This window comes from Nocardia coffeae (genome assembly GCF_019890715.1).
Classification (GTDB): Bacteria; Actinomycetota; Actinomycetes; order Mycobacteriales; family Mycobacteriaceae; genus Nocardia; species Nocardia jiangxiensis.
In genome coordinates this window covers 266731-288386 of sequence record NZ_JAINZY010000013.1, presented here as the reverse complement: position 1 = coordinate 288386, position 21656 = coordinate 266731, and the positions used below count along the sequence as shown (strand labels likewise).

Below are 21656 nucleotides of genomic sequence, written 5' to 3'. Positions count from 1 at the left end.
CGATCGCCTCCACAGTCGCAACGACAACATTCCGACCCGGTTGCTGATCGTGATGGCGCTTTTGGGTCAGTATGACCGCGCAGAAGACCTAGCCCACTCCTACTCCACTCCACGTCAGAGGGGCGATGCGCTCACTGCAATCGCCCGGGAGGTGGCCCGACCGATTCCAAACGCGCGACCCGACTCACCGAACACGCCGAAACCATCGCCTACACCATCACCGACCCGTACCAACAAGCCGCGGTACTCGGCAGAATCGTCGCAGTGGTGGCCCAGACCGATCCCGAACACGCAGCCCGACTCACCGAACACGCCGAAACCATCGCCCACACCATCACCGATTCGAACCAACAGGCCGAGATACTCACCCGATCGCTGATGTCGTCGCGGGTACCGAAGAACGGTGCGAGGCCATTGAGCTCACCTCAGAAAGTTCGGGGGCGCTGGCACGTTCGGGACTATGCGGTCGCGGGAGATCGAGCAAACAATTGCTGGCGCGCGCATGGTCGATCTCTACTTTGGAGATCCCAGTTTCGGCTCTGCCCGTCGTCGACACGTCTACGCTGCATGCCCTGGTGCTCGATCTAACTGACGAGAAGGACGCGAATCTTCAACGTGGGAGATAATTCTGATGTAAAGCCCGGCACTAGGACTTCGAGAAATGATCGGCCCTGCCGATTAACGGAGTCCGGCCAGAAAGTTCCTGCCAAGCCACCGCTGCCGAGGACGGAACCCCTCCTGCGACAGCGACGTCCGTTCCCGTCCGTCAATCCGGCCCCGCCTCACGTGCGTGGACGTCCGTGGGTGTCGCGGGTACGGATGCCACGCTGCGGGAGTTTGGTCGTGGAACGTCAGCTGCGCCTGGTCTTCAGCTGCCACTGCAGCTGGGGCTCGATCGCCAAGCTACTCGTGCTACTCGCAGTTCCGCTCGTCCTTGTGGCCAGCGGCCTGCTCGCCATCGGTGCACTCGCCGGGCCCGGGTGGGCCGCGGTATCGATCGGCGGTGCGAGCGGAATATCGATCGCTGTGTCCTGGATCCGCAAGCTCCGCCACCGCACTCACGCCGAGCTGTCACCGGATCGGCGGTAGCCCTCAGTCCTGGCCAAACAGCGGCAGCTGGTGTGTCGGGACGCGGATGTCGCCGAGGCGGCGCAGGCATCGCACGCAGGTAGCCCGCGCGCGGGTCGGCCCGAGGCGTCGGGTGACCACCAGATCCACCTCTGTGCGAGACAGCATTTCGGGCACCTGTTCCTCGCCAGGCTCATCGGCCTCGGCGAGGTACTAGTACAGCGTTGCGCGTGAGATCCGAACGCCGACAGCCCGACTGCCAGTCGCAGGCAGTAAAACGCTTGCAGGCGAGGAGTACTCCGGGCAAGGTTGACCTTCGGCAACAAGGAGGCCTCTCGTCATGCTTGTATCGATGCCCGCTCCACCGCCAGACCACCATGTTTGGCTCGCAAAGGCGCTGCATGCCTGCTCCATGCTCGAGCTTGAGATCGGGATGATCGCGTGGGCTTGGGCGAATGGACATCCATGGACTGAGCGATGGTCCGAGGTCGCTGGTAGCCCTGGTGCGGCATGGCAAAGGTGCGCTGCCGCACTAAAGGAGATGGACTCGGAACTGGCCGCGGATGTGCGTGCGCTCCTTGACGATGCTGCCCCGGTTCGCCTCGAGCGCAATAAGTTCGCCCACGCCGTCTTCATCCTCGATCCCACACAGCCAGCCGGTGAACAGTGGATCCTCAAGTCGCGTGACGCCGAATTCCGCCCACTGACAGGAGAGCACGGTGCGAGGTTGGTCGCTACCGCAAATCAGCTGAGCAGGCGCGCTAATGACCTCAGACACCGCGCTGCTGTTGCGCGCAAAGCAACCCAACAACGCTCAGGGAAAGATGCTGTTTAGCGGAGCTATTCGGACGCTGATCAGCAGTGGTGCGGAAGTCGCCAGGTTTGCCGCCCAGGTCGCCTCGCGGTCACGCCGTCGAACTGCACCCATCCAGGTGCGGGAACGGGACGTCGATCAGTCCAAGATCAGAACACCCGCGACATGATCGATCATCAAGCGCCCGTTGGCAATCCAGGCAGGTCAATCACGCAAACCGTGCCAGATCCATCTTTCACGTTCTGCTGAGATTCGGTCATCATCCGGGAACCATGCCCATGGGTCATGGTTTCACGGCTTTCCTGGCTGCCGCGCCCGTGTCGCATCACTCGGGTTGTCGATTCGGGAATCCAACAGATTCAAGATGTTGGCGATGTTGTCGATAAGCTCCGCCAGCATTCGTTCAACCGGCGGCGCACCCCGGTACACTCCGGTCAGGCCCGGTTCGACAAGCACAACGCGCAGGGTCGCGTAGACATCGATCTGTTCCATCGCGCGAGCCGGATCCGCACAGATGTAGCGGCCGATCTCGGCACCGTCGACTATCTCATCCCCGCTGAAGAAGAAGTCGTACTCCTCATCCTCCTCATCGTTCGGGTCTGGCCACTCGAAACCTTCAGGAAGTTCCAGCTCAGAGATTTCGACGATTTCACGCCGAGGAACCCCCAGCCACTCGATTCCTTCAAGTCCGTGAGGGAACTCGCGTTTGTCCGGGCTGCCGCCGACACTATCGGGACCCAGAAGCATCATGGAGATCTGCCGATGCTTGTCAGTGTTGTTCAGCTTCTGCAAACGTCGCAGATACGACAGCAGCACGATCCCTCGCACGAGGGCAGTGTCATCCGGTCGGCCATCCCAGCGAGCGAGCTCCTGCGTCTTGTACCACGGCTGCACGATCTCTATCGCGCGTACGACATCCGGTGACAGGAAGAGTCGGAGTTTCCTGTGATCAATCCAATCCTCGAAATCCGCTTTCTCTTCGGTTATCGGGAACTGGAATGCGCGTTCCTCGGACTCAGTCGGTGGACGCCCAGCAGGTCCTTCGCCGCGGCTCGCGAGCTCGACGATGGCACAGTCCAGCGCGGAACGCAGATTGTGGACCAAGTCGCCAACCACCACAGCGAGTCTGCGCGGTATCGGGGTGTGCGCCTTCAATCGCAACACCAGGTCGGATCCAGTGCCGCGACGCAGGGGGTCCTCGAGGGCGACGGAGAATTGCCAGGGGTCACTTTTGCGGTAACGATCAAGATCGGCGATGAACTCATGAAAGTGCTCTTTCGCGCGCTCAAGTTTCAGCATCGGGCTCGAGTCCGGATCCACGACGGTATTCTGCCCGAATCCCGAGCAGATCCGCACGCGGATTATCAACCGTTCACGTCTGAAGCGCACGAAATATGCTGCGGGGCAGTAGTATTCGCAGATCGAGGTGCGAGTCCGGGTGTCGTCCCACGTGCAGGTTGTTGACCAGGATCCGGCCCAGCCCTGCTCCCGGGCCGTGGTATGTGCAGGACATGTGGGGCCAGTTCGGCGACGACCCCGCCCGGCACAGTGCACCGTTGTTCCCCCCGAACGCCGCAGCCGGGACCGGGTACCGGCGCATGCGTTCGGGCGCAACCCCCTCGGTGCGCCGTCATATGTCGGATTGAACAGCCAGTGACGGTGCGGCCGGGTCAGATCAAGAGATCAGCGACGGTCCGGTCGATTCGCAGCTGGTAATCGGCTTCAATCACCAACTGTCCCGACAGAACCGCATTTCAGACCCGTTCCCGTGTTCACAGTGCCTGCATAGCCCGGCTGCTGGAACAATTCCGGACACCCGCGTGAATCGCGGATCATCCTGCCCTGGAACAGGTATCGTCGACCCTTCGGTGAGGGGGTGTATGACAGAGCACAAGAAGATCGACTTCCTGGACCTGCAATCGGAAATCGGCCGAGCGTGTCGTTCGCGGATTGGTGGCGCGACCACAGCGCGCATACGTGGACACCGTCGGCAGCTATCGGACCGTCCGTACAGACAGCGACGTTGATACGGCTGATAAAGCTTATTTAGCGCGTGATCAGCAAGTTCGTAGTCACCAGAACCTCACCAACAGACGATGACATTAAACCAGAGTGGCCGTAAATTATAGATTGGTGGAGAAAATACTCCGATTCGTCTATAATCCAGCGGTGACAAAAGATTCCAGCGACAAGAGGGCTCGCAATTGGCGCGCTATTTCGCAGCTGCCAGCCAAGTTTCAGATCCTACAGGTGAAGGTTGTGGAATCGAACATTCTGGCCACTCAGGAGATAACCCTCGACCGCATAAACGCAATTGTAGGAGCGCATGGATCGGGAAAGACTCTATTTCTCAGAGCCCTTGAAACCGCTTTCGGTCACGGTTCGAATTTTGGATCGACGCCACCATTTTTCGAACATGGACGATATGCAGAGATAGAAATTCTAGGGATCTTCGAAATAACTATCAAATGGTGCGGCAAAGAAATAACGCGACGCATTAATCTGGCATCCGACGGCAACGAAAGAGAGAAGATTTGGAAGGATGCAATCGGTACGTCGGCCGCACCCCGTGCAGGAACTGTTCCAGATATGCTCACGCGTCTCTCGATGGTGTTTCAGAGCTACGATACAGGGTTTAGAAATAGGGACTTCAAATGGCGCAGCCCTGTTCCTGAATATCATTACCGAAGAGCGGAGTTGGCTGCAATAAAAAATATATTGGGCAAAGAATATGCGGAGGTCTCCGCTTACGGAATACCAGACGGCACTGAAGAGCCCCATAACAAAATATTCGACCCCTATTTCGTAGCCCGGGGTGGGTCAACAATTGACTCTGCTCAAATGAGCTTGGGTGAGTCCTGGGTGCACTATTTGATTGGCTGGGATCGACTGCAGTGCGCTGCATACAGCCTAGCGGAGCTAGCTGAACCACGCCTCATTGATGAGCCCGAAACATTTCTTGCCATGCCTGGCCACCGTCCACTCATTGACGAGCTTGTGAGGTGTTCGCTGGAGCTGAATAGTCAGTTGATTGTAGCTACACATTCGCCGAAGGTGCTTTCTTCATTCCCGCTAAACCATGTGAGAGTGTGCGTACCCAGCCCAAGTGGAATAATGGTTGTGGAACCGAGTTCTTACGCTCAGGTGAAAGACTCGCTAGGCATTGACTTCTTCGTAAAGGCTATAATTCTTGTGGAGGACAAGTTTGCTGCCACAGTTCTACAATGCCTATGCGCAGAGCTCGATCCCTCTCTCCCAAGGGAGGTAGACATCGTATCAACCGGAGGCGAAGCCGAGGTTGTTGCGGGCGCCAGGATCATGAGGAGATCGCAACGGATGCATTGCATTGGGGTTCTCGACGGTGATTTTCGAAACGATCGAGCGAAGACGAAAGGCCTATCAAACATCTACTTTCTGCCTGGTTCAATGTCTCCTGAACAAGAGCTGGCAGCAATAGCAACAAAGAGCATTGAAAGGTTTGCTCATTCCATAGATCGGTCAACTGCCGACATTTACGCTGCGTTAAGCATATGTTCCAGCCTTGATCATCAGTACTGGTTTCCGCGGATGGCTTCAACGCTTGGTAGATCTGAGGCAGTGATCGTTCAAACATTAATTCGATTGTGGCTTGAATTCTCCGACACTGCGGACCAAGCGGAGGAGCTGATCGCCGCCATTCGGGAAATTATGGAATAAAGTGCGCCGTCGTGTTACTACGGCTCGTCGAAGACACAGAGGGGATCCCCACCGTTTCTGCGATAGCACGTGTTGACAGCGAGCACCCGGAAGAGCGACGCACCGGCAGGCCGCATCCAGACCAGCTCAGCAACCTTCGGTCGGCATGTCTCCTTTGGTAGCGCAGAAGGTTCTGCGCCCGCAACTGGCGCAGCAGTGTCTGACACCACCAATCTCGCCAACGCCGTCAGCATATGAAATGCCTGTTCATCTCGCGTCTTTCGCGCTTGCCAACAACAGCCCGATTCGCCCAACTTCGAGAGCTACGACCTTGAAAACCGTTCCGCCGCTGCGGCACAAGATCGGAGTGTAGGTGTCGGATTCAGTCGTAGTCACGCTCCGATTCGGCGGCGTCCCTCTCGATCTCGTTAACCTCAGTCATGCAGCCATCGCACAGGACCGGGTACGGCCAGCGCCGACTACGGGTGTGGACTATGCCCTCACCTTCTGCGAGCTCGGTTCCACACTTTGCGCACGTTGCCTTGTACTGGTTTCTCACCGCGACTCCCTCCACCGAGCTGCCCCGGACTCCTCCGATGACCAGCTGCCATCACCCCATGATGCACAGTGACGTCACGGGTCACGACCTCGCTCACATCGCCCCCTCCTTCGACGTGGTAGTCGGCGAGACCGCGTACTGCTTCCGGAGCGCGGAGAGCCGCTGCCGAAGCGGAGTGCGAGCGACCTTGGCGATGTTCAACGGGGGATCCAGTTCTGCGAGTATTTCGGTCTCGAGGCCATCCAGCGTGTCGGCGTTCGCCACAGGAATCAGGATGACCCGGAGGTGCGCGCGCATCCAGAGCGTGAGTTGCGCTTCGTCGATCATCGACTGGCCATTCGTGTGGGCAAGTATCGAACCGAGGCTGCGACGCAACGTGGAGAACTCGTTCTTCTTACCGAGGTGCATGGTCGCGATACGGCCCCACAGCGTGTTCGAGGACGACGCACCGCCTCTGCGGGTCGCGCCAGCGAGTCCGGCATAGATGAGTCCCGGGGCGATCGTGTGTCCGAGCCCCGTGGTGAGGTCTGCGGCCCCCGCGTCGTCGACCCACCAGCTGTACATTCCTGGCGTGCGCAGGCCGACACCGCCCGACGCCATGACGTCGTCTAGCGACTTCGCCAAGCTTGTATCGCGTAGTCGCCCAACCACTGCGGGCGCGTCGTCGACGTCGCCCGACGTCCGCTGCTTGTACCACGACAGGCGAAGTCCTATTGGGAGCCCATGCAGCTCATCGACCACTTGGGCGCCGGCGGCATGCAGGTACGGCTCGATTGATTGGATGTACTCCGCCCCGGCGTGGACCTCGAAGGTGAGACCGGCCAGCGGGCCCAACTCCGTTTCGAGCTGCTCCGCGACCCGTTGCCCCCAGGCACAGCGGTACTCACGTGACGTGCGGGGCAGATACCGCTCGTATGGCTCCACCCAGTCGTCGGGCCGCAGGAGTCCGTGTTCGGCCGAGAGAATGAACCATGGCAAGCCCGATGCTTCGGCGTAGTGCCGCATCCTCGAGAAGTAGTCGGAGATGTAGAGATCCTTGGCTGCGGCGCCATGCTCACGCTTGACTTTGACGCAACTCACCAGCACGGCGTCAGCTTTTGGCGGGCGCCGCTCGCCCCGAACGGTCACCTTCCTATCGACGGCTTGTATGGTCCGCGGAGTGGAGCTGGCCCCGTCGCGTCCGATCGTGAAACCAAGCTTCCGGAGCCATCGCCGCGCGGATTCGGACTGAGAGCGCTGTCGGTCCGCGACTCGGGTCGCAAGCGAAATCACTTGCTTGACAGGCCACCTGGTGCCATCGATCTCAACCCAATAGTCCCGGATGTTCTCGGGAACGCTGCCCTCGAGCCCGGCCCGAACAACATCGGGACTCAACTCGAACTGCTCGCCGTCCAACGTAAAACGCACAGCTATTGATACCGCGCGGACCCGACACAGACCCCCTACACCTACAACAACCGCTCGATCGGCCCCGGCTGGCCAACCACCGGAACGCGTCCTGGTCCATCCGCGCAGGACGTGCAGAAATGCGACGATCACCGGACATGTCATCGACTACACGCTCACCGTCCAGCTGCCAGTTCGGCAGCTGAACGTCGGCCGAATCGCCAACGCACGCCCGCACAGCCGTTCGAACGATCTACACAGGTTCAGTAACTCCGGGCTGCGCCCAAGAGTTGCACCATGGCCCATCCGCCGAAGCGTCAAATCGGATACGCACCCACGATGACCAGGCGTTTTCCGGTTGCCCATGCTTTGCGCGTCCCGCCGAGGGCACGATCCTGCGGCATCTGCGCACCTATGTCGATGCCGCATTACGCGCGTGGTCGTCCGTGGGCGTCGCGTGTAGGGATACCGCGTTGGCGAAATTTGGCCAGCACGGTGGTGGGGTCGACACCCAAGTGTCGACCGACACGGGCCAGGGACCACCCGAGGTTGTACAGATGGATGGCGTCATCGATTTGTTCCGGGGCCAGCCCCCGGCGGCGCATCGGCACACCATGCCGGTGCAGGATCGCACTAACCGTCCGCCGCTCGATACCGAACCGGGCACCCAACTGGTACACCGTCTCTCCGCTCTCATACCCGGCGATTAGTTCCCGGACCTGATCGGTGCCAAGTCGGCGGGCCCGGGCGGGCCTGGGTCGGGCGGCGGACGGTGTGGCTGGCGTGGTGGGGTCCGGAAGCCTTCGACGAACAGCTTCCAGGGCTTCTACCTGCGGTTTCGGGTTATAGTAAGCTCCCCCAAGGTCCACCATATGTTCGGATTTATGCTCTGACCTGCATGTATACGGTTCTAGCCGAATCTCTCACCGGGAACGCGAGCGATATTCTCTGCAGGTCAAGCACTTTTTGGTGAGTTCTATTTCCGTAAGGGGTCAAGGTCGTCCCCTGCCGCTGGCTCACCGTGAACCAGCACATCACTATCCGGCAGCCAGCCGCCATACCGACCACCGCCAGCATCACTGCCGTCATCGGCCAACACGGCCGCGGCGCCTTCTCGCCATCCTGCAGGCATCGCCTACACCCCCGGCGACGACAGCGTCGCCGCGATGGTGCAACACCGGCCCTGGCACTGCCCATCACCGGCGCCGCCAGCACCATCGGCAACGGCGATCACGGAAACGGTAGGCAACCAACAAACCCCGACCCCGATCGTGTCGGGGGGTCGTCTACTGTGTCGCCTGCCAGCGGCCTGGCCGACGGGCAGACATCGGCCAGGCCCGGGATGTCGCCGCCAGCCTGGCAGGCGACTGGGGATTAGTGGCAGGGCCGAGGAGGATGGGCGTAGCGTGTGGCCGCAACTCGCCGGCCGGGCGCGGCGCGGTATGGGATCCGGCGTACGCCGGCGCTATCTGGTCGAGCTGACAGCGCGTGATCGGAACCATTTCTGTCAGGTTCAGTGTGGGTTCTTCGGGTGTGTCAGTTGTCGGATAGGTCGGTTCTGCCATGCGGTCCAGTCGCTGGTGGTCGCCGCGGTGGCCTGAAGCAGCAGGGGTAGGTACTGCTCGGTGAGGGTTTCGATGGAGGTCTCGGCGGCGTGCACGGTGACGTTCATCGCGGCGCGGACCACTCCGCGTCCGTCGCGCACCGGGGTGGCGATCGATCGGACCCCTGGGGCTAGATCTTGGTCGGCGAGGGCCCAGCCGCGTTCTCTTGTTTCGGTGAGGATTTCGTCGATTTGGGCAGGGCTGTAGTCAGTGGTCTGCAAACCCGATCGGCTGGGTTCAGCCAGGACAGTGTGGACGGTTTCGGGGTCGAGCGCGGCGAGCAGGACCCGTCCCTGTGAGGTGACCGTTGCGGGGAATCGGGTCCCTATGTCGACGCGTAGGGCGATCAGTTTCGGGACGGCGACGCGTGCGACGTAGACGATGTCGGAGCCGTCGAGCTGAGTCATCGACGAGGACTCGCCGGTATGGGAGACGAGTTCTTCCATGTGGGGTCGTGCAATGTCCCACAGGTTCAGCGCACCGATGTAGGCCATCCCGAGTTCGAGAACCCGCGGGGTGAGGGTGTAGCCGTTGAGTGAGGAGCGTACGTAGCCGAGTTCTTCGAGGGTGAGCAGGATGCGCCGGGCGGTGGGCCGGGCCAGGTCGGTTTCCTTGGCGACTTCGCTCAGCGACATCACCGGCCGGCTGGGGGAGAAGATTTTCAGCACGTGCAGACCTCTGGCCAGGGCTTCGATGAAATCGGGTCCTTGCCCACGTTCGGCCATTGCAGCCCCTTCCAGATGTGGCGGTCGACTTTCAAGTTGTAGCTCGAGCCCGACATCTCCGGCAGCGAGGCGCCGATGCCTGCTCTCACAGTGCGCCTCTCGTATGACGCTTGACACAGCGATCCGATCGAGGCATTGTTAACCCTACACGAACGGACGACTGTCCGCCAGGCGGACACAATTCGTTTGAGCTGCACTTACTATCTGCAGCAGCGCGTTCGTGAAGCACAACAGAAACGTGCGGCACCCGACGGTGAGCACGCGCACAGCGCGTAGACCGTCATCGATCGACCGAACACTGCGGATCGCTTCGGTGCCTGCACGTCGCACTTTCCAATCTCCGGCCTCGAGGTCGGACGGCACGGCCTCTCGAAAGGACCACCAGCGTTGAAAACCTACGACGTCGTCGTCATCGGTTTCGGACCTGTCGGGCAGATGATGAGCATCCAGCTCGGCCAGGCAGGGCACTCGGTCGCCGCATTCGAAGCCCATGAAACCCTCTACGGCCTGTCCCGCGCGGGCCACATGGACGACGAGATCGTCCGCACGCTGCAGAAGATCGGCATCGATGCGGAGTTCAAGTCCGACGCGGTGGCCTGGGAGATGTACGACATGCGCACCAAGGCTTTCGACGGGGAGTTGCTGTTGCGTTTGGACTGGAGCCAGGTCGGACCCCATGGTCACCGCGGGCACTGGATCTTCTATCAGAACTATCTCGAGCTCGCGATGAACCGCGCCGCGACCGAGACCGGCAACGTCGATGTCACGATGGCGACGAAGGCCGTGTCATTCGAACAGGATGACGAGGGCGTCACCGTGACCCTCGAGCACCGCAAGACCGGGGAACGCAGCCAGGTTCATGCGCGGTATCTGGTGGCCGCCGACGGCGCCAACAGCACCATCCGTGAAGCCCTCGGCATCGAGAGCTGGGTCGGCAACTGCGACTACGAACAGCTCGTGGTCGACTGCAGGGAGAAGCGCAAGCTGCACTTCGAGTTCGACAACGGTCAGTTCGCCGATCCCGCGCGCCCCGGCTGCCTGTTCCAGCTCGGTGCTCGGCATCACCGCTGGGAATGGACGTTGCTGCCCGGGGAGACGCCTGAGGACTTCACCGAGGAGCGGGTCTGGGAATTGCTGTCACCGTGGGTGGGTCCCGAGGATGTGGAGATCCTGCGGCGGCCGGTCTACCGCTTCCGGGAAGTTGTCGCCGAGCACTGGCAGGACAAGCGGGTGTTCCTTGTCGGCGACGCCGCCCACGTGCTGTGGCCGTTCGCCGGGGAGGGCATGTGCAACGGCATCCGCGACGCGTCGGCACTGGCCTGGCGCATGGATCTGGTGCTGCGCGGACAAGCCTCGCCGCAGATTCTCGACAGCTACACCGCCGACCGGAAGCCGGTCTTCACAGCGTGGATGAATCTGTCGCGCGAGATCGGGTTGCCCTGTGTGATGACCGATCCCGCCATCGCCGAAATGCGCGACCAGGGGATGAAGGCGGCCCTGGCCGACCCGTCGCTGGCACCGCCGTTGCCGCAGATCCCCGGCCCTAAGGCCTTCGTCCGTCCCGGGGACCCGACCGCGGGAACAGTCGGCTACCAGGGCCTGGTCGAAGTCGACGGACAGATTGGACTGCTCGACGATCTCGTCGGTACCGGCTGGGTGCTACTGAGCACGGACGCCGCGGCCGTCGACTCGCTGAGCGAAATCCAGCGGGATTTCGCCGATCGGATCGGCATCGTCACCGCCCACGTCGGTGCGCCCGGATCCGGCGCTCCGGTAATCGACGTGGACGGAACCTACACCTCATGGCTGTCCGAACTCGGCGCGTCCACCGTCCTGGTGCGCCCCGACTTCTGGTTGTTCGGCAGCGTGTCGAGTGCCGGTGAGGCGGGGCTGCTGCTGGACTCGCTGGCCGACGGGTTCGCGGGCCGCTTCCCCGCCCCGGCCCGGGTGCCGCAGCCCGACGCGCAGCCGGCGGCGGTGTGAATATGACCGACACCGCACAGTCGGCTGCCTCGGCCGCGCCGTGGCAGGCTGAAGTAGACGCTCACAAGCGGGCGATGCCGCTGCAGCGGCTGATCGGCAACGGCTTGGACTACGCCGACGCCGTCGAGTTGTATGCCCTCGCCGATGCCGGGATTCCCTGGGCGGATGCCGGTGCGCGAATCGGTGAGCGGATCGCCGATTCGGCCATCGAATCGCTGGCGGCCGGGCACACCCTCACCGCACGCGCCGATTTCCTGCGCGCCAGCGCCTGCTACCGGGTCGGTCAGGTGCCGCTGCCGGACACCGACGCCCGCAAAACGCCCATGTACCGCAAGCTCATCGAGTACTACGGCGCAGCCGGCGCGCTCACCGATCCCGTCGCCGAGCACATCGGCATCCCCTACCGAAGTGCTGAGCTGCGCGGGTGGTTGCTCAGACCGCACGGGGTGAGCAGGCCCCCGACGGTGATCGTGATGGGTGGTTTCGACGGCTGGCGCGAGGAGTACCACGTCGGGGCAACCTATTTGGTCGCGCGCGGGGTAGCGGTGCTGCTCGTCGACGGCCCCGGCCAGGGCGAGACCCGGGTGCTGCAGGGCCTGTATCTCGACCACGATGTGCCCAAGGCGTTTTCGGCGATGGTCGACTACCTGCTCGCCGACCACCGGCTGGGCGACCGGGTTGGTATCTGGGGCAACAGCATGGGTGGATTCCTCGCCGCTCTCGTGGCGGCCACCGACTCGAGGATCGCGGCCTGCTGCGTGAACGGCGGCACGATCCGTCCAGCGGAGATCCTCGACCGATACCACCGGTTCATCACCAAAGCGCAAGCGCTGCTGGGGATTTCCGATCCCGACCAGGCGCGGGAGGTGATGGAAACCTTCGTGCTCACCGATTCGACGCTCGCCTCGCTGCGGTGCCCGCTGCACGTCATGCACGGCACGCCGGACCGCGTGTTCCTGATCGAGAACGCCCGCGCCCTCTACGACGGTGCCGCCGCACAGGACAAGACCTTCAGCGAGTTCCCCGACGGCGACCACTGCATCTACAACCACTCCCACGACAAGCACACCCGCATCGCCGACTGGTTCGCCGACCGGCTCAGCGACGACCAAGGAGACCCCAGGTGACCACAGCCACGCCCGACATCCCGCAGGGCCGCATCCTGATTCGCGGTGCACACCTGCTCACCCAGGATCCGGCTCTGGGGGAGTTGGTCGGCGATGTTCTCATCGATGACGGTGTCATCGCCGAGGTCGGTACCGGCATCGACGACGCCGGCGCCGCCGTCATCGACGGCGCCGACCGGGCCGTGCTACCCGGATTCGTCGACACTCACCGCCACACCTGGCAGGGCGCGATCCGCCAGGTCGGCACCGGATGGGACTTCCCGAAATACCGTCAGCACATCCAGCTCACCTGGGGACCGCAGTTCACCCCCGACGACGTCTATATCGGCAACCTCGTCGGCGCCATCGGCGCCATCGACGCCGGCATCACCACCCTGCGCGACGAATCCCACATCCAGAACAGCCCCGACCACACCGACGCCGCGATCGCCGCGCTGCGTGAGTCCGGGATCCGCGCGGCCTTCGCCTACGGCTGGCCCTCGATCGACTCCGACAAGTGGATGCTGCGCGGCGAAGCCACCCACCCCGACGACATCCGCCGGGTGCGCTCGCAGGTACTCAGCGACGACGACGCCCTGGTCACCCTGCAGGCCATGCTGCGCGGCCCGGAGCTGTCCACCCTGGAAGTCACCGCACAAGACATCGCGATGGCCCGCGAGCTCGGCATCCGCTCGAGCATGCACGTCGGCAACGGCCCCTGGGGTCCGCAATACCGTGGCATCGGCAGCCTCGGCGAAGCCGGCCTGCTCGGGGAAGACCTGCTGTTCATCCACTGCTGCACCAGCGACGACGAAGAACTGAAGATGCTCGCCGACTCCGGTGGCCACGCCTCGGTCTCGGCCGCGGTGGAGGCGGTCCTGCCCGGCCTCGGCGCGCCCGCCACCGGCCGGCTGCTGGCCCACGGAATCCGCCCCAGCCTGAGCGTGGACACCGAAGCCTCGGTGGCCGGCGACATGTTCAACGTGATGCGCGCGGCGCTGTCGGCTCAGAACGTGGGAGTCAGTATCGACCCCGCAGGCTATGAGTCCCTGCCCGCCTTCACCCCCGCCGACCTGCTCGCCATGGCCACCATCGAAGGCGCCCGCGCCTCGGGCCTGGACCACAAGACCGGCAGCATCACCCCCGGCAAAGCCGCCGACCTGATCCTCCTGCGCCTCGACGACGCCAACCTGCTGCCCGCCAACGACATCGCCGCCAGCATCGTCGGTGCCGGTCATCCCGGAAACATCGACACCGTCCTGGTCGCCGGACAGGTCCGCAAATACCAAGGCCGGCTCGTCGGCCTCGACCTCACCGACATCCGACACCGCGCCGAAGCCTCACGCGACCGGCTGTTCAGCGTCGACCTCGTCGACGGCTGACCACACCACCACGGACCCCCGACCGGGTCCAGCGAAAGGAAACCGCAGTGACTTCCGATCCGACCGGCCAACCGCGACCCGCCCGCCCCCTCGACGGCATCGTCATCGCCGATCTGTCCCGCGTGCTGGCCGGCCCCTACGCCACGATGCTGCTCGCCGACATGGGCGCCGAGGTGATCAAAGTCGAAGGACCGGGCGGCGACGACACCCGCTCCTGGATGCCACCGGTCCGCCCGGACGGCGTCTCGACCTATTACTCGGCCATCAACCGCAACAAACGCTCGGTCGTGCTCGACTTCAAAGATCCGGACGATCTCACCGTCGTCCACGCCCTGACGACCCGCGCCGACATCGTCGTGGAGAACTTCAAGCCCGGTGGCCTCACGCGCTTCGGCCTGGACTACGAATCGGTCAGAGAACGCAACGAGGCCGTCATCTACTGCTCGATCAGCGGCTTCGGCACAGCGGAAGGAGCTTCCCTTCCGGGTTATGACCTGATCGTGCAGGCGATGTCGGGGCTGATGAGCCTGACCGGTGATCCCGATGGCTCCCCGTATCGAGCAGGGATCAGCGTGTTCGATGTCATGGCCGGGCTGCACTCGACCATCGGCATCCTCGCCGCATTGCGCCACCGCGACGCCACCGGCGAAGGACAGCACATCGAAACCAACCTGATGTCCTCGGCGATGAGCGGCCTGGTCAACCAGACCTCGGCCTACGTCGCCGGTGGGGTGACACCGCACCGGATGGGCAACGCCCACCCGAGCTTGTTCCCCTACGAACCGCTGCCCACCGCCGACAAGGACCTGATCGTCACCGCCGGCAACGACGCACAGTTCCGCCGACTGGTTGAAGTCCTCGGTATCGCCGAAGTCGCCGACGATCCCCGCTTCGCAAGCAACGCCGACCGCACCGCCAACCGCGAACAACTGCGGCCGCTGCTGATCGAACGGCTCCGGACACAACCAGCTCAGCACTGGTTCGAACGGCTCAACGCCGTCGGTGTCCCCAACGGACCGATCAACACGATCGCCCAGGGCGTGGAGTATGCCCGCGAGCTCGGGTTGGACCCGGTGGTGCAGGTCGGCCCCGAAGGACACGCGATCCCAGGTGTCCGCAACCCGATCACGTTCTCCACCCTCACTCCCCGCTACGAACTGCCACCACCGGCCCTCGGCGAACACAGCGACGAGATCCGTGCCTGGCTCTCGGCCACCGCGACCACCTCGGAGGAACAATGAGCACCGAGCACCCCCCGAACCGATACCCCACCGCTCTGGGCACGTCCACCCGCACCGAGATCAAACTTCTCGGCCACGACCTCGCCAGCGACCTCATGGGCCAGGTCGGCTTCGGAGAGCTGGCGTTCTGGCTGGTCACCACCCGCCGACCCACCCCCGGTGAGCTTCGGGTGTTCGAGTCGGTACTGGTTGCTCTGGCCGACCACGGCTTCACCCCGACCGCGATCGCTGCCCGGCTGACCTACCTCAGCGCTCCGGACTCGCTGCAGGGCGCGCTCGCAGCAGGTCTTCTCGGCGGCGGCTCCCGGTTCCTCGGCGTCACCGAGGACTGCGGGCAGTTCCTGCACGAGATCCTCGCCGCCCACACCGCCGACGGCTCCGCCTTGCCCGACAACGACGAAGGCTGGGATCAGCTCGCCCTCGCCGCGATCAAGCAGCAAAAACAGCGCGGCAGCTACGTCCCCGGCCTCGGGCACCCCAACCACAAGGACGGCGACCCCCGCACGCCCGCCCTGATGCGCATTGCCGAAGAGGAAGACCTGCTGGGCCCGCACCTGCAGCTGTTCGCCGCCATCGGCCGGATGAGCGAAACCGCGCTGGGCCGCTGGCTGCCGCTCAACGGCGCCGGAGTCTGCGGAGCCGCCCTGGCCGACCTCGGCCTGGACGTCGACCTGCTGCGCGGATTCGCCCTGCTGGCCCGTTGCGCTGGTCTGCTCGGCCAGATCGCCGAGGAACGCCGCAACCCGATCGCCAACGACATCTATCTCAGCGTCGACCGCAGCGCCTACTACCAGGCACCCGACGCCCAGGACACCAACCCGCCGCACCAGTCCACCGCCGGTTCTTCCACCGCCACCTCTGCAAGGAGCCTGTGATGGCATTCGTCACCGAGGACAACATCACCGATCTAGCCATCGAACGCTGGTCCACCGCGCACTCACCGCGCCTGGCGCATCTGATGACCACCCTGGTCCGGCACATCCACGAATACGCCCGCGAGGTCGAACTCACCGAGGCCGAATGGATGGCCGCCATCGAATGGCTGACCCGGGTCGGGCAAATCTCCGACGACAAGCGCCAGGAATTCATCCTCGCCTCCGATGTCGTCGGACTCAGCATGCTCGTCGTCCAGCTCAACAATCGCTTCGACGGCAAGGCAACCCCGGCCACCGTGCTGGGCCCCTTCCACATCGACGACTCACCCGCCGCGCCCTACGGCTACGACATGTCCGACGGCCTACCCGGCACGCCCCTGTTTCTCACCGGAACGGTCAGCGATACCGCGGGCCATCCGATCCCCGGAGCGATCCTCGATGTCTGGCAGGCCGACGCCGACGGCACCTACGAAGCACAAATGCCCGAGATCGACGAGGCCCGCCTACGCGCCAAGTACCAGACCCGCACCGACGGCACCTACTGCGTGCGCACCATCGCGCCCCTCGGCTACACCATCCCCATGGACGGCCCCGTCGGCGAACTGATGAGCCGTACCGACATCAGTGAATACCGTCCCGCTCATGTCCACTTCATGTTCGACGAACCGGGCTACGAGAAACTGATCACCCACCTGTTTCAGGACGGCGCCGACTACCTCGACACCGACGTCGTCTTCGGCGTCAAAGACCCCCTGATCGTCAGATTCGTCGAACATCCAGCCGGACCGAGCCCCGACGGGCGCGTGATGGACACGCCATTCCTGGTCGCGCGTTACGACTTCGCGCTACAGCCGAAGAACTGAGGCCGTATCACCAACGGCCGCATCTCCACCGAAAGAAATCATGCAACCGTTCCTCCGCTGCACCGGAATCGCGGTCCCGCTGCGCCGCAGCAACGTCGACACCGATCAGATCCTTCCGTCGGAGTTCATGAAACGCACGACTCGCACCGGCTATGAGGACGCGTTGTTCGCCGAATGGCGCAAGGACCCCGGATTCATCCTCAACCACACCCCATTCGATCGAGGCCGCATCCTCGTCGCCGGTCCCGACTTCGGCATCGGATCTTCGCGCGAACACGCAGTCTGGGCGCTGCTCGACTACGGATTCCGGGCCGTCCTCTCGTCCCGGTTCGCCGACATCTTCCGCACCAACGCCGGCAAGACCGGCTTACTGTGCGGGCAGCTGGCTACCGCCGACATCGAGGCACTGTGGAAGAGCATCGACAAAGCGCCGGGGATACCGATCACCATCGACCTGGTCACCCAGAAAGTCACCGCAGGCAACAACATTCACGCCTTCGACATCGACGACCACACCAAATGGCTCCTGCTGCAGGGACTCGACGAAATCGACCTCACCCTCAGGCACGCCGATGCCATCACCGAGTTCGAGCGGAATCGTCCACGATGGAAACCCCGAACCACATGACGCTCCTAACGCCCAAGCCAACAAACACACCGAGCACCGCAGGCTCGGATGCCGTCGAACTTCACCTCGAATGGCCTGGCATCGTGCCGGGAGCTGCCAGCATCGCCGGCAACGCCCAGATCCGCTGGAGATACGCCTGATAGGCGGCGATACCGTCAGGGTTGAGCCGGTAGACCCGGCGATGCGAAAGGGCGAGGCCACCGCGGCCGGCCGCGCGATATCCTGAGGTACGTCACAGGGCAGGACCCGCGTATGGGCGACATCGACCCGTCGGAAACGCAACGCGACGTGATCCCCGCGGTCACGGCACAGCTCGCAGACGCCGGATTCACCGCCGCTGAGGAGATCGGGCGTGGTGGGTTCGGTGTGGTGTACAGGTGCGACCAGATCGCCCTGGACCGGACGGTGGCGGTCAAGGTGCTCACCGCCGATCTGGGTGAGGAGAACCGGGAGCGGTTCGTCCGGGAACAGCGGGCGATGGGCCGACTGACCGGACAGCCCAACATCCTGGACGTGTTGCAAGTCGGCACCACTTCCTCGGGGCTGCCTTACCTGGTCATGCCCTATTACCCGCAGGGTTCCCTCGATGCCCGGATCCGCGGTCACGGTCCATTGTCGGCGGCGGAGGCGCTGCGGGTGGGGGTGAAGCTGGCCGGGGCCCTCGAGACCGCGCATCGGCTCGGCATCCTGCACCGCGACGTCAAACCCGCCAACGTCCTGATCAGCGACTACGGTGAGCCAGCCCTGGCAGACTTCGGGATCGCGCGCATCCCCGGCGGGTTCCACACCGCGACCGACACGGTCACAGGGTCGCCGGCGTTCACTGCGCCGGAGGTGCTGGCCGGAGAGGAACCCACGCCCGCGGCGGATGTCTACGGGCTCGGTGCGACGTTGTTCGCCGCGTTGACCGGGCATGCGGCCTTCGAGCGGCGCAGCGGTGAGCGGGTGGTGGCCCAGTTTCTGCGGATCGCCACGCAGCCGACGCCGAACCTGCGCGAGCAAGGCATCGATGAGGACCTCGCGCAGGTGATCGAGCATGCCATGGGTCGCAGCCCCGAGCAGCGGCCCTCCGCGGCGGCGCTGGGCGAGCGGCTGCAGCAGTTGCAGGCCGGGCGCGGATTGCCGGTCGAGGAGATGGCGGTGCGTGCAGGTGCAGGTGCCGAACAACCAGCAGCGACCCCGGTTCCGCTGACCACCGACCACTCGGCCGCGTGGGGGCCTGATCTGCTCGGGTTGTCGGTCGGCACAGGCGGGTTGATTCCCCATGAGTTGACGAGTTTCGTTGGCCGTCGCACCGACTTGACCGAGGCCAAGGGGCTGCTTGCGAGTTCCCGGCTGGTGACGTTGACCGGAATCGGCGGGGTGGGCAAGACGCGTCTGGCGTTGCGTGCGGCGGCTGGTGCGCGGCGGGGTTTCCCTGATGGGGTGTGGTTGGTCGAGCTCGGGCAGCTGCGCGACGGTGCCTTGCTGCCGGGCGTGATCGCCACCTCGATAGGGCTGCGCCCGCAAGGCAAGCCGGTGCTCGATGTGCTGATCGACTATCTGGCATCCCGGCAGTTGCTGCTGGTGATCGACAATTGCGAGCAGATCGTGGATGCGGCGGCGAAGGTTGCCGAGACACTGCTGAGGGCGTGCCCGAAGCTGCGGATCCTCGCCACCAGCCGCGAGGCCCTGAGCGTGGGCGGGGAGGCGGTGCTGCACGTGCGGCCGCTGACGGTTCCCGATCCGGAGCGGTCGCCGTCGCTACGAGGTGCGTCGCGCTACGACGCGGTCACCCTGTTCGTCGAGCGGGCCGCCGTCGCGGTTGCGGGTTTCGTGCTCACAGAGGACAACGTCGCCGCGGTGACCGAGATCTGCCGCCGCCTCGAGGGGCTGCCATTGGCTATCGAGTTGGCGGCGGCCCGGCTGCGCGTGCTGTCACCCGAACAGATCCTGGTACGGCTGACCGATCGGTACGCGCTGCTGACGCGCGGCAGCCGCAGCGCACCAGACCGCCAGCAGACCCTGCGCTGGTGCATCGACTGGAGCTACTCGCTGTGCACCCCGGCTGAGCAACAGGTCTGGGCGCAACTGTCGGTATTCGCCGGCAGCTGCGAACTCGACGCCGCCGAACAGGTGTGTCGAGACGGCCTCGCAGCGCAGGATCTGCTCGACGTGCTCACCGCCCTGGTCGACAAGTCCATCCTGATCCGCGAGGAATCGGACTGGGTGGTGCGGTTCCGGGTGCTCGACACGGTCCGCGACTACGGCCGCGACAAACTCGGGCAAGCCGGCCGGTACCGGGAGATTCAGCGCAGGCACCAAGATTGGTACCGCACGCTCGCCGATCGAGTCGACGCCGACTGGATCAGCCCGCGCCAGCTCGACTGGATCGCCCGCCTGGACCGTGAACAACCCAACCTGCGCGAGGCGTTGAACTTCTGCCTGACCGACACCGAAGCAGAATCCGACGCCGCATTGTCGTTCGCGGCTGCCCTGCAACCGTTCTGGATCTCCCACGGACAGGCCGGCGAGGCACGCCACTGGCTCGACCGCGCCCTCCCCGGCGGACCCGCGACCGACCCGGTGGTACGTGCGAAGGCACTGTGGCGCGCCAGCGTCGTGGCCGAGCTACAGGACGATCTTCGCGCGGCGTCCGCGCTGGTCACGCAGGCGCGCACGCTCGCCGCAACGACCAAGCACCCGATCGTGCACGCGTTCGCGGACCTCGCCCACGGCATCCACAGGGTCGTCGACCGTGACCCTGCCCGCGCACGCGCCCCCCTGGAAGCCGCCCTCGGATCGTTTACCGCGCAGGGCGACGCTTCCGGTCAGGTCTGGGCACTTCTCGGGCTCGTCTGGGCTCACGAATTGCAGGAGGACAGCGCAACAGCGATCTCGTACCAGGAAAGGGTCCTCGCGATCACCGAATCCTGTGGCGACTCCGCACATCGGTTGAATGCCTTGTGGGTGACGGCGGTTGCCACGTGGCGCCAGGGTGATCGCGACCGTGCGCTGCGGCTGCTGCGGCAGGGATTGCAGCTGATCAGGCAACTGAAAGACTCGGTAATGGCCGCGATGGTCCTGGAAACACTGGCATGGATAGTGGGAGCTCAGGGCAGCGCGCGGCGCGCCGCGGTGTTGCTGGGCGCCGCGCAGGCGCAGTCTGTGTCGACCGGCACCTCCACAGTGCTGCTCTCGAACCTGGCGGTCCACCATGAGGACTGCGAACGGGCAGCACGTCATGCGCTCGGCCGAAATGCATTCGAGACCGCCCACCGCGAAGGCGCCCGAATGGATCTCGACACCGCGATCGACTACGCCCTGGGAGAGCAACCCCGGACCGCGGCTCGCGGCCCGGGTCCCTCGGCGGAGCTGACCACCCGGGAGCGGGAGGTAGCCGGCCTCGTCGCCGAGGGCCTGACCAACCGGGCCATCGCCGCCCACCTGAACATCTCCGTGCGCACCGCTGACGGACATGTCGAACACATCCTCACCAAACTCGGATTCACCTCACGCACCCAGATCGCTGCGTGGATCACCGAGCGGAACCGACCCGCACCGACCGGAGTGCGCGCCTCGCGAGACTGATTGGGGCGCAGAGTGTTCCGCGTTGTGGAGCCCCTGCGCCTCTGATCTCATGGAGGTCCGCCGACCACCCCCGGAGTTTCCTGTGGAGCTGAGGGGACGCGAACCCCTGACCCCCACTCAGGAATTCGTGATGTCTCGTGATTCCCGCTAGGTCCCTATCCTGGGCAAGACGATCCC

General features: G+C 64.1%; 15 protein-coding genes. 10 read left to right on the top strand and 5 right to left on the bottom strand.

Annotation, left to right across the window (positions count from 1 at the left end):
* The first annotated feature begins 843 nt into the window (after positions 1 to 843).
* On the top strand, positions 844 to 1089 hold the full coding sequence (locus K7711_RS36470; protein ID WP_222975532.1) for a hypothetical protein: 246 nt from the start codon (positions 844 to 846) through the stop codon (positions 1087 to 1089).
* A gap of 3 nt (positions 1090 to 1092) precedes the next feature.
* On the opposite strand, the gene K7711_RS36465 is transcribed toward K7711_RS36470, so the two are convergent.
* The 3 genes from K7711_RS36465 to K7711_RS36455 all read right to left on the bottom strand — a co-directional run bounded on the left by K7711_RS36465 (position 1093) and on the right by K7711_RS36455 (position 3202).
* The gene (locus K7711_RS36465; RefSeq protein ID WP_222975530.1) at positions 1093 to 1236 is read right to left on the bottom strand and encodes a hypothetical protein; all 144 of its coding nucleotides are present in this window, start codon (positions 1234 to 1236) and stop codon (positions 1093 to 1095) included.
* 364 nt (positions 1237 to 1600) lie between these two features.
* Positions 1601 to 1786 (bottom strand): hypothetical protein, encoded by a 186-nt coding sequence (locus tag K7711_RS36460; RefSeq protein WP_222975528.1) that lies wholly within the window; start codon positions 1784 to 1786, stop codon positions 1601 to 1603.
* A 387-nt stretch (positions 1787 to 2173) separates the two neighbouring features.
* Positions 2174 to 3202, bottom strand: a complete 1029-nt coding sequence (locus K7711_RS36455) for a hypothetical protein (protein ID WP_222975526.1) — start codon at positions 3200 to 3202, stop codon at positions 2174 to 2176.
* An 849-nt stretch (positions 3203 to 4051) separates the two neighbouring features.
* On the opposite strand from K7711_RS36455, the gene K7711_RS36450 reads away from it, so the two are divergent.
* The gene (locus K7711_RS36450) at positions 4052 to 5578 is read left to right on the top strand and encodes an ATP-dependent nuclease (protein ID WP_222975524.1); all 1527 of its coding nucleotides are present in this window, start codon (positions 4052 to 4054) and stop codon (positions 5576 to 5578) included.
* 631 nt (positions 5579 to 6209) lie between these two features.
* Here K7711_RS36450 and K7711_RS36445 read toward each other — a convergent pair.
* Together K7711_RS36445 and K7711_RS36440 are read right to left on the bottom strand one after the other, a co-directional pair.
* Positions 6210 to 7511, bottom strand: coding sequence for a DUF6884 domain-containing protein (locus K7711_RS36445; RefSeq protein WP_235748305.1), 1302 nt, complete (start codon positions 7509 to 7511; stop codon positions 6210 to 6212).
* Positions 7512 to 9015: 1504 nt separating this feature from the next.
* The gene (locus tag K7711_RS36440) at positions 9016 to 9831 is read right to left on the bottom strand and encodes an IclR family transcriptional regulator domain-containing protein (RefSeq protein WP_222975522.1); all 816 of its coding nucleotides are present in this window, start codon (positions 9829 to 9831) and stop codon (positions 9016 to 9018) included.
* Between the two features lie 387 nt (positions 9832 to 10218).
* On the opposite strand from K7711_RS36440, the gene K7711_RS36435 reads away from it, so the two are divergent.
* The 8 genes from K7711_RS36435 (at position 10219) to K7711_RS36400 (ending at position 21479) form a co-directional block, all read left to right on the top strand.
* A complete protein-coding gene (locus K7711_RS36435; protein ID WP_222975520.1) occupies positions 10219 to 11814 on the top strand; it encodes a bifunctional 3-(3-hydroxy-phenyl)propionate/3-hydroxycinnamic acid hydroxylase in 1596 nt (531 codons plus the stop codon).
* 2 nt (positions 11815 to 11816) lie between these two features.
* Positions 11817 to 12941 (top strand): alpha/beta hydrolase family protein, encoded by a 1125-nt coding sequence (locus tag K7711_RS36430; RefSeq protein WP_222975518.1) that lies wholly within the window; start codon positions 11817 to 11819, stop codon positions 12939 to 12941.
* Positions 12938 to 14302: an amidohydrolase family protein gene (locus K7711_RS36425; RefSeq protein ID WP_222975516.1), complete on the top strand. Its 1365-nt coding sequence runs from the start codon at positions 12938 to 12940 to the stop codon at positions 14300 to 14302. Before K7711_RS36430 ends, K7711_RS36425 begins: the two co-directional genes overlap by 4 nt.
* A gap of 47 nt (positions 14303 to 14349) precedes the next feature.
* Positions 14350 to 15543: a CaiB/BaiF CoA transferase family protein gene (locus K7711_RS36420; protein WP_222975514.1), complete on the top strand. Its 1194-nt coding sequence runs from the start codon at positions 14350 to 14352 to the stop codon at positions 15541 to 15543.
* Positions 15540 to 16418: a citryl-CoA lyase gene (locus tag K7711_RS36415; RefSeq protein WP_222975512.1), complete on the top strand. Its 879-nt coding sequence runs from the start codon at positions 15540 to 15542 to the stop codon at positions 16416 to 16418. The genes K7711_RS36420 and K7711_RS36415 overlap by 4 nt, the downstream gene beginning before the upstream one ends.
* The gene (locus tag K7711_RS36410) at positions 16418 to 17281 is read left to right on the top strand and encodes a dioxygenase family protein (protein WP_222975510.1); all 864 of its coding nucleotides are present in this window, start codon (positions 16418 to 16420) and stop codon (positions 17279 to 17281) included. The genes K7711_RS36415 and K7711_RS36410 overlap by 1 nt, the downstream gene beginning before the upstream one ends.
* A gap of 40 nt (positions 17282 to 17321) precedes the next feature.
* Positions 17322 to 17909 carry a 3-isopropylmalate dehydratase small subunit gene (gene leuD / locus K7711_RS36405; RefSeq protein WP_222975508.1) on the top strand — a complete coding sequence of 196 codons (588 nt, stop codon included), beginning with the start codon at positions 17322 to 17324 and terminating at the stop codon, positions 17907 to 17909.
* Positions 17910 to 18161: 252 nt separating this feature from the next.
* A complete protein-coding gene (locus K7711_RS36400; protein ID WP_222975506.1) occupies positions 18162 to 21479 on the top strand; it encodes a protein kinase domain-containing protein in 3318 nt (1105 codons plus the stop codon).
* Positions 21480 to 21656: the final 177 nt, after the last annotated feature.

Excerpts from the sequence above, each read along its gene's own strand:
- K7711_RS36465 (WP_222975530.1), bottom strand. The coding sequence starts at position 1,236 with ATGCTGTCTCGCACAGAGGTGGATCTGGTGGTCACCCGACGCCTCGGG.
- K7711_RS36440 (WP_222975522.1), bottom strand. The coding sequence starts at position 9,831 with ATGGCCGAACGTGGGCAAGGACCCGATTTCATCGAAGCCCTGGCCAGA.
- K7711_RS36430 (WP_222975518.1), top strand. The coding sequence starts at position 11,817 with ATGACCGACACCGCACAGTCGGCTGCCTCGGCCGCGCCGTGGCAGGCT.
- K7711_RS36415 (WP_222975512.1), top strand. The coding sequence starts at position 15,540 with ATGAGCACCGAGCACCCCCCGAACCGATACCCCACCGCTCTGGGCACG.
- K7711_RS36410 (WP_222975510.1), top strand. The coding sequence starts at position 16,418 with ATGGCATTCGTCACCGAGGACAACATCACCGATCTAGCCATCGAACGC.
- leuD (WP_222975508.1), top strand. The coding sequence starts at position 17,322 with ATGCAACCGTTCCTCCGCTGCACCGGAATCGCGGTCCCGCTGCGCCGC.
- K7711_RS36400 (WP_222975506.1), top strand. The coding sequence starts at position 18,162 with ATGGGCGACATCGACCCGTCGGAAACGCAACGCGACGTGATCCCCGCG.